This is a genomic window from Anabaena sp. CA = ATCC 33047, assembly GCF_963870205.1.
Classification (GTDB): Bacteria; Cyanobacteriota; Cyanobacteriia; order Cyanobacteriales; family Nostocaceae; genus Trichormus.
Genome location: NZ_CAWMSA010000040.1, coordinates 331,382 through 344,764 on the forward strand (window position 1 = coordinate 331,382; position 13,383 = coordinate 344,764).

Below are 13,383 nucleotides of genomic sequence, written 5' to 3' on the forward strand. Positions count from 1 at the left end.
TTTCTATCCTTTGACTGCGCCAGAAGTCAGACCTTGGACAATTCTGCGCTGGAAAAATAAAACTAATAAAACTAGGGGGAAAGTACCAACCACAGTTGCCGCAGCGATCGCACCATAGGGAATTTCATACACTGTGGCACCACCTAACTGAGCAGCTGCAACAGGAATTGTCTTCAACTCTTCACGGGTGATAAATGTGAGCGCGAAAATAAACTCGTTCCAGGCAAAAATAAAAGCGAGAATTCCCGTAGTTACCAAAGCCGGAAGCGTCAAAGGTAGTACGATTTGCCACAGTAGTTGAAAGGTGTTGTAACCATCGACTTTAGCGGAATCTTCCAAGTCTTTGGGCAATTGTTGGAAAAAGCTTCTCAGCACTAGAATTGTTAAGGGTAGATTGATGGCGGTGTAGGGTATGATCAGTGCTAAATAGTTATTACCCAGTCTGAGAGCCTGAATCACTTCCAAAAGTCCCAGAAACAACAAAATTCCAGGGAACAAAGTCACAATCAAAACGCTGGCCAGGATAACTCTTCCACCCCAAGGACGTAACCGTGCCAAGGCATAAGCGGCAGGTGTTCCGATGGCTAAAGCTAAAGCTGTGGAAGTAATCGACACAAAGGCACTGTTAAAGATGTACCGCCAAAATGGACGACGGGTAAATAACTCAATGTAGTGATTGAAAGTGAATCGCGTGGGGAAATAGACGGTAGGAACGGCGGCAATATCTTCATTTACTTTCAAAGATGTCAGCAGTTGCCACAAGGCAGGTGCTAGGCTGAAGATAATCACCAATGTTACTGCTATGGGTAGTAAGATTTTTTGCCAAGAAAACCTCAATCCTCCGGTTGGTTTTGGATTGCTAGAAACTTTTGCTGGAGTTGTATTCATAGGTTAGATGGCTCCTGTCTGGTGCGAAATTTGTGTAACAAAAAATTAGCGATCGCCACCGCAGCAATTAAAATCAGAAATGTCACTACGACTAGGGCGGCTCCATAACCAAAATCTAAGTAGCGCATCACTGTGGCATAAATGTACAGAGAAACCACTTCTGTCGCACCACCAGGGCCACCCCCAGTCATCACAGCAATCAAGTCAAAAATTCCAAAAGCCTGAGCAAAGCGAAACAGGACAGCAATCAGAATCTGCGGCAACAGCAGGGGCAGTGTAATATTACAAAAGCTCTGCCAAGCATTTGCCCCATCAACCGAATATGCTTCATACAGGTCTTTTGGTATCGACTGTAAACCAGCTAGCAGCAGAATGCTAATAAAAGGCGTGGTTTTCCAAACATCAGCAAAAACTACAGCTACCATTGCCAGTGTTGGATTTCCTAGCCAATTAATTCCAGTTTCAATCAGTCCTAGCCGTCGCAGAATATCATTGACAACCCCAAACTGGTCGTTAAAAATCCAAGCCCATGCTAAACCAATCAAAGCAGTAGGCAAAGCCCAAGGTAAAATGGCAATTGTACGCACTACCCCACGGCCAAAAAACGCCTGATTGAGAACTAAAGCAATCAAAAGTCCTAACACTAACTCTGAGACGACGGATGCTGTTGTGAATACAGTCGTTACCCAAAAACTCTGCCAAAAACGACCATCCCCCGCCATCCGCAGATAATTGTCCCAACCAGAAAAGACTGGTTGTAGCTCCGTTGCTAAATTCCTAGTAAATACACTTAACCAAAATGCCCGTAAAATTGGGTAGGCAAATACAAACAATAGCAGCAGTAATGCTGGTGTGAGTAATATCCAGGCTGTTCGTTGTTCCCGACCTCGAAGTGTATGCAAGTTCATTGATCAAGAGCCAGTAAAAAAATGGTTTTATTTTTTTGTGCCAACTTCTAGTAGTCGTCGCGTTTCACCAGCAGCCGCTTGCATGGCTCGTTTCGGACTGATTCGACCGGATAGAGCCGCGCTGAGATATCGCTGTAAAATATCTGATACCTGGGCGTATTGAGCAACTGGTGGACGTAAAACGGATTTCTCCACCACCTTTAAAAGTTGTGGGTAGTGGGGATACTTGGCAACAATATCTGGGTTTGTGAACAATGACCGTCTACTGGGTACAAAACCTGATTGCAGAATAAATCGCTGCTGTGCTTCTTCACTGGTGAAATATTGAATTGCCTTCCAAGCTGCTTCGGGATGTTTAGAAGATTTAGCAATACCTAAACCCCATCCTCCTAAACAAGCTCCTCCAGTTTGCTCAGGAGCGTGTACCATTGATTTTATCCCGATTTTGCCAGCAACGGGCGAATTCTCCTGATTAGCTAAAGGCCAGACATAAGGCCAACTGCGTAAAAATACTGCTTGACCACTTTGAAATAAACGCCGAGTGTCTTCTTCTTGGTATGTTGTCACTCCCGGAGGTGAAACGCCCTGCTGAATGGTGCTACGAAGAAACTCAACAGCTTGGAGGGACTCTGGCCGATCTAATCCAACTGCCAATGTATCAGGATTAACCCAGAAACCACCAAAGCCTTCTAGGACTTCTACAAACATGGCTACAAGTCCTTCATACTGACGACCTTGCCAGAGATAACCCCAATTTACCTGATCGGTTTTTTGTAAGATTTGAGAAATTCGCATCAAGTCTGCAAATGTTTCTGGCGGCTCGAATCCTGCTTGTTTGAGCAAGTCTTTGCGGTAATAAAGCATTCCCACATCGGAACGAATCGGCATTCGGTACAGCTTACCTTGGTAATAACCTGCTTCCACATCCTTGGGTAGAAATGCGGCTAACTCCTCCTGAGAAATGCGGTCATCGAGGGGTAACAGCCATCCAGCCGCCGCAAATTTGGGTGTCCAGATTACATCCATGTTGATCAGGTCATAAGGGGAATCACCCAAGAGAAAAGCCGAGGTATAGAGGTCTTCCACCAAATTAGCTGCATTTGGCCCTTCAAGCAGGTTGATGCGAATGCCTGGGTTTTGCGCCTCGAAGTCTTTAACCATGCCTTCTCTGAAGGGACGGACATCAGGGGCTGGCATTAATAAGTTGAGTGTGACTGGTTGCTGTGAGATTGCTACCCAATTAAATAGTATGATGCCTGATAGCAGTGTCAAAAAGACTAATGCTAGCAAAAATTTTGGTTTTTGTCTGAATGTTTGCAGCTTCTTGATTGGCTTGCGGGACAACATCATTAATTTAGTGTAGCGATCGCTAGTGGTAATCAGGTGGATCTGAATAATTGTCATTAAGCTCAGACATTAGGCAGGAGGAAAGTGACTATAAATTAATTTCTGAGCAGTTAAGTTAGCAACTTTCTCAAGATAGAGAGTAGGTGATAAATCTGGATTAAATTGTCATGAATTTATGGCTTTTAGGCTGGATGTCGCTGCTGGAATAACTAATTATTAACTTTGGCTACTTTCGTGATTTTTTCAAGGGTTCTAAATAAACGGCAACGTTTATATAATTCTGCTACATCTTTGTTAAGAAAGTTACCAACCTCTTAACACAAGGAAATATTTTTTATGGTAGTTTCACTTGAGAAGAATACAACACATCAGGTTGTAATCATTGGTGGTGGCTTTGGTGGGCTGTATACAGCAAAGGCTCTGAAAACAGCGAATGTTAAGGTTACTCTCATCGATAAACGTAATTTTCACCTATTTCAGCCGCTTTTATATCAAGTTGCCACAGGTACGCTATCACCTGCTGATATTTCTTCACCATTGCGCTCTGTACTCAGGAAAAGCAAGAATACACAGGTTTTGTTGGGAGAAGTCAATGATATTGATCCCAAAGCGCAAAAAGTTATTCTGGGTGAGAGAACAGTATCTTATGATACTTTAATCATTGCCACAGGTGCTAATCATTCCTATTTTGGTAAGGATAACTGGAAAGACATAGCCCCTGGGTTGAAAACTGTTGAAGATGCCATAGAAATGCGCCGCCGGATATTTTCGGCATTTGAAGCCGCAGAAAAAGAAACGGATGCCGAAAAACGTCGTGCTTTGTTGACTTTTGTGATTGTGGGGGCTGGCCCCACTGGTGTAGAATTAGCAGGTGCGATCGCAGAGTTAGCATACAAAACTCTTAAAGAAGATTTCCGCAATATCGACACCTCAGAAACCAAAATTTTACTCTTACAAGGGGGCGATCGCATTCTCCCATACATTGCGCCAGAGTTATCGGAAGTCGCAGCCGTATCTTTGCAAAAGTTGGGTGTAATTATCCAAACTAACACCAGAGTCACAAATATTGAAAATGACATTGTTACTTTCAAACAAGGCGGTGAAGTCAAAGAAGTTCACTCAAAAACTATATTATGGGCAGCAGGTGTAAAAGCTTCCTCAATGGGTAAAATCTTAGCAGAACGTACAGATGTAGAATGCGATCATGCTGGACGTGTGATTGTTGAACCGGACTTGACTATCAGGGGTTACAAAAACATTTTTGTAGTAGGAGATTTAGGCCACTTCTCCCATCAAAATGGGAAACCCTTACCTGGTGTTGCACCCGTAGCCAAACAACAAGGCGAATATGTAGCTAAACTCATTAAACGGCGGCTGAGAGGTCATACTTTACCACAATTTCATTACAACGATGTCGGTAGTTTGGCGATGATTGGACAAAATTTAGCTGTTGTAGATTTAGGCTTCATCAAACTCCAAGGTTTCCTAGCTTGGGTATTTTGGCTAGTAATTCACATCTACTTTTTAATCGAGTTTGACACTAAATTAGTAGTAGTAATTCAATGGGCGTGGAATTATATTACTCGTAATCGTCGCTCTAGATTGATTACAGGTAGAGAAGCTTTTGTAGAAGCAAAAACTGTTAGCAAGAGCAGTCAATACCTGTAACTAACTGCAAACATTTTGTTTTTGACAGACTTACACCAATCTTGAATCTGGACTAATCCCTCTTTTATCAGTCTTGGCAAAATGAACGAATTTTCGACGTTTCAGCCCATGACAACTAAAAGTTTCACCCCAGAGTGATGGAAGAGGGTTAATTTTATCTGCTGAATACAAGATAAAAAGCATATTCAAAATTCACGCATAGCCTGCGGCATCGCGTAGCGTCCCGTAGGGAAGGCTTGCGCCTACAAAATTCAAAATGAAGAAAGATAGATATCACAATGGTTTGGGAGTGTGTATCTGTCGCATTCTTTTTTAAAATTGATATTAGAAAAAAAGAACTTACGCAACTGGCATCTTGGTAGGGTGCGTCAGATGTTGAAAATCTGTTTTTTACCCAATTATCGCGGCTGACGCACCCTACACGAGACTTTAATTATGACACTTGCGTAAGTCCTCAAGAAATTAAAGATTTAATTGACAGACAAAGCCTGTAGAATGAGCAATTAAAGAAAAAAGTAGGAATTGAAGTATTAAACGCGAAGAGGCAAAGCTTCAATGAAAACAATTGCTATCTACCATCATAAAGGCGGCGTGGGGAAGACAACTGTGGCAGTTAACTTAGCAGCAGCATTGAGCAACCAGGGTAAAAAAGTTCTTTTAATTGATTTAGATGCTCAAGCCAATACAACTTATGCTACAGGGTTAATCAAGTTTCCATTTGAAAAGGATGATTTAAAAGAACGTAATGTTTCTCATTTGCTATATCCAGATGGTGAAATTAACTTACTTATTCCTGACATTGTTCGTAAATCAAAAGGTTTTAATCAACCTGAAGTAGATGTGATTCCTTCTCATATTACTTTAATTGAAAGACAAAGAAAAATAGCAGTGTTTAAGACAAGTAGAAATAGGTTAGCTAGAAAATTGGAACTTGTTAAGGATATATATGAAGTTGTTATAATTGATACTCCGCTATCACAAGGTTTATATGCGTTAGTTTCTCTAACTGCGGCTGATTACTTGATTATACCTTCAGATTTTAAGCCATTTTCTAACCAAGGACTGGTAAGCGTAAAAAATTTTATTAACACAGAAATTAATGAATATAGGGAAAATATCGGTAAACAACCTATTATTATTATGGGTGTGCTGCCATCCAAGATTTCCAGTAATAACAAATACCTGAAATATACATTTCCCAAGCATAGAGATGTGATTGCAGAAGTTTATCAACTTCCCTTAATGGATAACATAATTACAGAAAGAAGTGTCTTGTCACATTGTATTAATAAAACTGTAGCTATAGGTAATTTGCCAGTACCTGATCCTAAATCAATTTTTGAGTTTGCAAAGTATGACTCATCTGCAAGTCAATCAGCTTTTGAATTTGAGTCATTAGCACTAGAAGTCAGAAGAAAACTAGAGATACATTAATGATTGATTTTCTGATGCTGATAAATATAGAAAAGTTGAAAAAACACGCCTTGTGATTTTTGCTCACTTAAATAGGCGGAAAAATTGTCATTAGGGTGATATCACACTTTACACCAGTTGCTTGATTTTGATTAAAGTATGGCAGCAAAGTATACATTTTATATTAAGAAAATTTAATGTAATAGCTGGTATAACTTCTCGTTTTATTTAGGAATAAATTTAATTTAATTGTGTAAAATTACTTAATATAATTTCATTACTATACTTACTATTAAGCAATTCTTATAGCTTAAACGGACTAGCTTATGTTACAATAAATACAAATAGACCTTTTTCAAATTTTATAGAGGTAAAAAATTTGTTGTTTAATCCTGAGCTATGCCGTAACGAAAGCGAAGTCGAAAGCAAGCTCATTGTACAGTATTTACTACCGCAGCTAGGTTACACACCAGACACCTGGCATCAGGAAGTGGCTGTTGGTAGCATCCGGTTAGATTTTTTAGCCTTTGCTGTACAAGTCGTTCCCTTAGTCTTAGATGCCAACTCGCCTTTGAGTGTGGTAATGGAAGCAAAGCACCCCAAACAAAATTTAAATCATCATGTCCCTAGACTCAGGCATTATTTAACAAGTTTGAATGTAGGCTATGGTTTATTAACTAATGGTAGGGAAATCAGGATTTATGAAAAAGTTAATAGTGATGTTAAGCTAGTTTTTCAGTGTGCTGGCGAGGAAGTTGAGGCACATTTAGAAAATATTAAAGATTTAATTGGCAGAGACAGTCTTAAATATAGGAAAATTACCAACAAACCAGAAACATCAGTAAATTCAGAAAATATCACCGTTAAAGGAAAGGGGCAGCATTCAATGAAAATCATCGCAGTCTACCACAATAAAGGCGGAGTTGGTAAGACAACAACTGTAGTTAACCTAGCAGCCGCTATCAGAAAAAAAGGTAAACGAGTATTAGTTATTGATTTAGATAGCCAAGCAAATACTACATTTGCTACTGGTTTAGTTAAATTTGATGATGAAGAATTTGATGATATCAAAGACTCTAATATTTTTCATGTCTTATCATCAGAAGACTTTTATCCTATTTCGGAAGTTGCTAGAAAGTCTAATTTTAGCAATCCAGAAATTTATGTGATTCCCTCGCACATAGATTTGATAAGACAAGAAAATGAACTGAATGCACTTGAATATAGCAAACTAATATTAATTGAAAAACTAGAGGAAGTAAAAGAAGAATATGATGTTGTTTTGATAGATACACCGCCGTCTTTAAATTTATATGCCAAAATTGCTTTAATAGCTGCGGATTACCTAATTATTCCATCTGACTTAAAACCATTTGCTAACCAGGGTCTAACTAATGTTAAAGAGTTTGTCAAAACTATTAATGCTTTTAGAAAACAGATTAGAAGACACCCAATTGAAACCATAGGAGTTTTACCTTGTAAAATATCTACAAATGCTAAGTTTGTACAATCTACATTGAAAAACAGAATAGGAAAAATTAACAGTAGATATAAAGTTGATGTAATGGATACTGTGATTTATGAAAGAGATGATTTAGCAAAGTGTGCTGAAAAAATTCAAGTTGTTGGCGAAATGGAAATTGCTGACCCACTCTCAGTCTTAGACTTTAAACCTGACTCAGTTTCAGCACAAGAATTTGAATTACTAGCTATGGAAGTATTAAATAAGATAGGGATGTCTCTATGAAATTATCTATATCACTAATTGCTGTTAAAAAAATTATATCTAACAAGCCTCGTTCATTATTTGCAGATGAGGAGTTAGAACAAGCTGCTCAATTAATTTTGGATTCTGAAGGAGTTATTAACCCTATTGTGGTTCGCAGAAATGGTCTGCAATCATACGAAGTAGTAGATGGAGATTTTGAGTATTATGCTGCTGCCAGAGCTAGAGAAATAGACCCCCGTAAAGGCGAGATGATAGGGGTATTTATTATCGAGTCTGAAAATGAGGAAAATCTAAGTAAGCAAGTTAAATTATTCAGAAAAACAAATGATGAATCATTTCAAAACATAAACTTGACTTCAGAGGGTATAGAAAAATTTCTCAAAAATTTAGAATCACGTATTGAAATCCTCGCTAAACAACTATTAGAGGCGGCAACTGTTAAAGTTAAGTTAGAATATGAAAATCAGGAGCTTCGCAAAAAGCTAGCTGATAATGTAGACCCTTTGGAAGTGTTTACCAAAATGAAATTACATCAAATTGCTAATAAATTGCAGTGTGCTGGCTTTCCTACAAAAAAAGCTAATCAGATAGCAACAATAGTAGTAGCTGAACGTGAAAGAGTGCAGTTTAAATCATTAAATGATGTGATACAAAGAGTTAAAATTCCATTTGGTAAAAAGATGCAGAAAGGTATAAGTGCTGAAAAAATGGTTGATATAATACAAAATCTATCATCAGATGATGCAGATGAATGAGTTAGCGATCGCACTCCTTAACTCTTGCCTTAGCTCTTGCTACAATGTTAGTTATAGCTCAACTGCGCTCAAACTCAATTTATCAACCTACTCTAACACTTCCACAAAGTAGATAGGTTTGATAAACAAGCATTTAGCAAGCAAATATCCATCTTCTAGGGTGCGTTAAAACGTAGCGTAACGCACCATTCTCATATATAATTAACTTCTATTCATCCATGAAACTTTAGTAGTCAAGCAACTATATATTGCTGTACTTTGCTAGTTTTTTCTTTTAACTTTATTAGTTCTATTTTTTATCTAAATCTAATAAATTATTTTGAGTAAAATAACATTTCTCTAAATATAGAATATAGGCTATAAAGTTACTAATTAAATTAAGGAGTATAACAATTATATGCGTATTCTCATGCTGTCATCTACCTTTCCTTATCCGCCTAGCCGTGGGGGTACGGAAATTAGAACTTTTAATTTACTCAAACACCTCCAGCAAAATCATGAAGTAACTTTAGTGACGCAGTATAACAAGAGTGTGTCAGATGTGGAAGTGGCAGAATTACGCAACTATGTAAGTGAGTTGATGGTGTTTCCTTTACCGTCAGATCCCCAAGCTAAAAATACTGTCAGTGGAATATTAGCAAAAACGGGACGGTTTATGGAGTCAGTCATTAAAGCGACACCCCCTAATGTACTGCATCGCTATTCACCAGAAATTCAGACTTTTGTCGATAGTTGCGTTACCGAGGGAAAATATGATGTAATTACCTGTGAACACAGTGTGAATGAGATATACATCCGGCCGGAATTTCGTCACCACGTAAATACAGTTATTGATGTCCACAGTTCAGTATACGGCTGGGTTCGCGATCATTTAGAAATGGGTGCAGCACAGAATGCAATACGCGATCGCCTCTATCTTACCTTTGTTTTGAAGCGTTACGAGCAACGATATTGTAGCAAGTTTTCTAATATTGTTGTCACTACAGAAGACGATCGCCAAGAATTTCTCAAACTCCGTCCCGACATCGATATCCAAGTCATCCCCAACGGTGTAGATTTAGAATTATTTCCCTACCGTTGCCAAGACCCAGGCGGACACAGTTTAATATTTGTAGGGGCAATGGATGCTTCTCATAACATCGACGCAGCAAGGTTTTTTGCTTTCGCAGTTTTCCCAGAACTCAAAGCACGTTATCCTGATGCCACATTTAGTATAGTGGGTGCTAGACCAACACCAGAAGTATTAAGCCTAGAAAAAATTCCCGGTGTCAAAGTAACTGGGCGTGTGCCTTCAATGGTAGATTATCTGCATCAATCTACTGTGTGTGTAGTTCCTCTGAGAACGGGTTTTGGCATTAAAAACAAAACTTTAGAAGCAATGGCCGCAGGTGTACCAGTAGTAGCAAGCGATCGCGGTTTAGAAGGATTAGCTGTAGATGGTGATGGGATATCCTTAACAGCATTCAGAGCTAATCAACCCATAGAATATGTTAACGCGATTAGTCAACTCTTTGAGCAGCCACAACTACGTGCAGAATTATCATACCACGGCAGACAACTTGTGGAGTCAGAATTCACTTGGAATATTGCCGGACAGCGTTATGAACAAGTATGTTTGGGAAATAGTCATTAGTTATTAGTCATTAGTTATTAGTCATTAGTTATTAGTCATTAGTTATTAGTCATTAGTCAACCGTCAACAGTCAACCGTCAACCGTCAACCATCAACAGTCCCTATGCTTACCTGGATAATTGCTCACATTTTGGCTGTTTGTGTCGGTGTTAGCTTGGGTTTAATTGGTGGTGGTGGGTCGATTTTAGCTGTACCCATTTTAGTTTATGTGATGGGTGTGCCGTTAAAGTCAGCGATCGCTATGAGTTTGGTTATCGTCGGTGCTGTTAGTCTCATTGGGATTATTCCGCACTGGCGACAAAATCATGTCAACTTTAAAATAGCCGCTTTGTTTGCTCCCGGTGCGATGCTAGGTGCTTATATTGGCGCACGTTTCGCCACTCTCCCAATTGTCACACCCACTGCACAGCGAATTTTATTTGTATTTGTGATGTTTGTGGCTGCATACTTGATGATTCACAATAGTCGCCATCAATCACCAGCAAATTTAGAGTTAGATGACAGCCAAAATACGGCTGATTTAGAATTATCACCTAGGATACAGCAAAATCTGCGTCGGTGGTTGGCAATTCCAACTGAAGGGTTGGGTGTGGGTATGCTGACAGGAATGGTGGGAATTGGTGGGGGGTTTATGATTATCCCCACCTTGGTACTTTTAGGTAATACACCGATTAAAGAAGCTGTCGGTACATCTTTAGTGATTATGACATTCAAATCTATCACGGGATTTGCTGGATATTTAGGTCATATTCCCATAGATATCAACTTAATGCTGACTTTTACCTTAGCCGCAGGGTTAGGAATGCTGCTAGGTGCTTACTTAACAAGGTTTATGGAAGCGCGACAGTTAGAAACAGGTTTTGGTTACTTTGTGATTGCGATCGCTCTTTTTATGTTGTTCAAATGGTAATAGTTGAATTTCTATCTTCACTTTTCTACTACTACCACAGTCCCCGCAGAAGCCCAATTATAAAGCTTGCGGGCTTGGTTGACAGTTAAATTTACACAACCGTTACTCACGGGAGTGCCAAAACGATTATGCCAGTAAGCTCCATGAATGGCATAGCCTTTATAAAAATACATGGCGTAAGGCACATCTGGGATATCATAACCACGTCCTCGCATTCGGTGAGTCCGATATTTGGAAGTAATGGTAAACCTACCCGTAGGTGTGGGAGTAGAACGCTTTCCTGTAGAAATACGGAAAGAATATACCAGTCGATTACCTTCCCAGGCGAATAAACGCTGTTGTGATAGGTCAATAATAATCCGTCTAGATAAGGCTATTTGCTGAACATGAGATGGGGTGATATTTTTGTCATCTCCTGATGCAGATAAGGCTTTGCTTTGGTTAGGTTCAACTGCGATCGCTGGCAAGCCAGACAGCAAAGCTGTCATTATTAATACTATACCAGTAGAGAAGTTTTTTGAGTAATGTTTGCTAATACTGCGAATCCAGTTTTGCATTTTGCATTACCTTCTTAAAAGTTTATCAGAGGAAGTCAGGATTTACGCAGATTTTTATGAGGCAGACAGATTTATTATTTGTTCTACTTTTTATTTCTAGTTGAGTGATGTTAATTCAGGACAATATGTTTGATTGTTTGATTTTGTAGATATTTAGGATTTTTTAAACGCGGAGGGGCGCGGAGGTAAACGCAGAGGGGCGCGGAGATTTCAGGAGAGGTTTGGGGTGAGGTTGGTTTTAATCTCTAGCCCCTTGTTGTTTATTTGTGAATAATGATTGGTGTGCCTATGGATGCCCAGTTGAATAGCCATTTAGCATGATTGGGTGCAAGGTTGACGCAGCCGTGGCTGACTGGTGTACCAAATTTTTTATGCCAATACGCACCATGTATACCATAATTTCCATCGTAAAACATGGCGTGGGGAACGTTGGGAACATCGTAAGTTCTCCCGCGCATTCTGGTAGATTTATGTTTTGACTTAATTTTAAATGTGCCGATGCGTGTAGGAGTGGATTTTTTGCCAGAGGAAATGATAATTGCATAGACTGGTTTTCCTCCTTCCCACGCTATTAATCTTTGTTTTGCTAGATTAATTTGTATCCAACGTTCTTCTGATTTTTGTAGGGTTTGGATAGTTGCTTCTATTTTTTGATTAATTTTACTCGCCCAGGTGGAAGTTGAATTTATGCCCACTGTAGTTAATGATAATGCTGCACTAGCTAGAAATATTGTTAAGCAGCGTTTCCAGTCCTGATTAATTAATTTTGTCATGGTAAAAATACGCAAATGACACAGTTAAAGCTGTTTTGCAGAAGTCAACTATAACCCTGTGTTGGCAATAATCCCATCGATAAAATTACGAGAGATTTCGCAGTAAGTTACTGGCAAGTTGGGCGATCGCTTGCCAATTTCTCTGTATAATTAGGTCTTTGGGAAATAATTCGCCACTCAACCCAACCGCTACTGCTCCAGCTTGTATCAGTTCGGCAGCATTTTCTAGGGTGACTCCGCCTGTGGGAATTAAGGGAATATGTCCAAGTGGCCCTTGTAAACTTTTAATATAGCTGGCACCGCCTACAGCTTGCACAGGAAATACTTTCACACAGCTAGCACCACAAGACCAAGCTGTGATAATCTCTGTCGGGGTAAGCGCACCGGGAATAATTGGGATTTCTTGTTTTACTGCGGTTTGTATCATTGCACAGTCAACATGAGGAGTAAAGAGGAATTCTGCACCACAGGCGATCGCATCTTGCAATTGCTGTACATTAAATAATGTGCCTGTGCCAATCGTACATTCAGGTAATTTGCTGCGGAGTTGCGCGATTAATTCCCCAGCGCGATCGCTATTCCAGGTAATTTCTATCAGTTGCATTCCCCCAGCAGCTACAGCTAACGCCATTTCTAGCCCTAATTCGATTTTAGGGGCGCGAATCACGGCGATCGCTCTTTGTTTTTGCAACTTTGATAACCAAACTTGATTAGACATCGGAACTTAGGAACTAAAACGCGCTGAAATCTCACATATCAGCGTCATATAGTAGGTGATTTACGTACATTGTTACAAGTTTTC

General features: G+C 39.5%; 12 protein-coding genes. 6 read left to right on the forward strand and 6 right to left on the reverse strand.

Annotated elements, in window-relative coordinates:
• Positions 1–3 precede the first annotated feature (3 nt).
• Genes AACS98_RS10940 through AACS98_RS10950 form a run of 3 tightly spaced genes read right to left on the reverse strand, consistent with a single transcriptional unit; the run spans position 4 to position 3,143 of the window.
• Complete coding sequence (locus AACS98_RS10940; protein ID WP_066379484.1) at positions 4–888, reverse strand: carbohydrate ABC transporter permease; 885 nt, start codon at positions 886–888, stop codon at positions 4–6.
• Entirely contained in the window at positions 885–1,796 is a 912-nt protein-coding gene (locus tag AACS98_RS10945; RefSeq protein WP_066379487.1) for a carbohydrate ABC transporter permease, read from the reverse strand. The genes AACS98_RS10940 and AACS98_RS10945 overlap by 4 nt, the downstream gene beginning before the upstream one ends.
• Before the next feature lie 27 nt (positions 1,797–1,823).
• A complete protein-coding gene (locus AACS98_RS10950) occupies positions 1,824–3,143 on the reverse strand; it encodes an ABC transporter substrate-binding protein (RefSeq protein WP_066379631.1) in 1,320 nt (439 codons plus the stop codon).
• Positions 3,144–3,479: 336 nt separating this feature from the next.
• Here AACS98_RS10950 and AACS98_RS10955 point away from each other — a divergent pair, with 336 nt between their 5' ends.
• The 6 genes from AACS98_RS10955 (at position 3,480) to AACS98_RS10980 (ending at position 11,251) form a co-directional block, all read left to right on the forward strand.
• Complete coding sequence (locus AACS98_RS10955) at positions 3,480–4,811, forward strand: NAD(P)/FAD-dependent oxidoreductase (RefSeq protein ID WP_066379489.1); 1,332 nt, start codon at positions 3,480–3,482, stop codon at positions 4,809–4,811.
• Positions 4,812–5,366: 555 nt separating this feature from the next.
• The gene (locus AACS98_RS10960) at positions 5,367–6,245 is read left to right on the forward strand and encodes a ParA family protein (RefSeq protein WP_066379492.1); all 879 of its coding nucleotides are present in this window, start codon (positions 5,367–5,369) and stop codon (positions 6,243–6,245) included.
• A 358-nt stretch (positions 6,246–6,603) separates the two neighbouring features.
• The gene (locus tag AACS98_RS10965) at positions 6,604–7,971 is read left to right on the forward strand and encodes an AAA family ATPase (RefSeq protein ID WP_066379494.1); all 1,368 of its coding nucleotides are present in this window, start codon (positions 6,604–6,606) and stop codon (positions 7,969–7,971) included.
• Positions 7,968–8,708: a ParB N-terminal domain-containing protein gene (locus AACS98_RS10970; RefSeq protein ID WP_066379497.1), complete on the forward strand. Its 741-nt coding sequence runs from the start codon at positions 7,968–7,970 to the stop codon at positions 8,706–8,708. Before AACS98_RS10965 ends, AACS98_RS10970 begins: the two co-directional genes overlap by 4 nt.
• Positions 8,709–9,105: 397 nt before the next feature.
• The gene (locus tag AACS98_RS10975; protein WP_066379501.1) at positions 9,106–10,341 is read left to right on the forward strand and encodes a glycosyltransferase family 4 protein; all 1,236 of its coding nucleotides are present in this window, start codon (positions 9,106–9,108) and stop codon (positions 10,339–10,341) included.
• 103 nt (positions 10,342–10,444) lie between these two features.
• Entirely contained in the window at positions 10,445–11,251 is an 807-nt protein-coding gene (locus tag AACS98_RS10980) for a sulfite exporter TauE/SafE family protein (RefSeq protein WP_066379504.1), read from the forward strand.
• Between the two features lie 17 nt (positions 11,252–11,268).
• Here the strand turns inward: AACS98_RS10980 and AACS98_RS10985 are convergent, their stop codons facing one another.
• The 3 genes from AACS98_RS10985 to AACS98_RS10995 all read right to left on the reverse strand — a co-directional run bounded on the left by AACS98_RS10985 (position 11,269) and on the right by AACS98_RS10995 (position 13,299).
• The gene (locus AACS98_RS10985) at positions 11,269–11,808 is read right to left on the reverse strand and encodes a L,D-transpeptidase (RefSeq protein ID WP_066379506.1); all 540 of its coding nucleotides are present in this window, start codon (positions 11,806–11,808) and stop codon (positions 11,269–11,271) included.
• A gap of 260 nt (positions 11,809–12,068) precedes the next feature.
• Entirely contained in the window at positions 12,069–12,581 is a 513-nt protein-coding gene (locus tag AACS98_RS10990) for a L,D-transpeptidase (RefSeq protein ID WP_066379515.1), read from the reverse strand.
• 85 nt (positions 12,582–12,666) lie between these two features.
• On the reverse strand, positions 12,667–13,299 hold the full coding sequence (locus tag AACS98_RS10995) for a bifunctional 4-hydroxy-2-oxoglutarate aldolase/2-dehydro-3-deoxy-phosphogluconate aldolase (RefSeq protein WP_066379516.1): 633 nt from the start codon (positions 13,297–13,299) through the stop codon (positions 12,667–12,669).
• Positions 13,300–13,383: the final 84 nt, after the last annotated feature.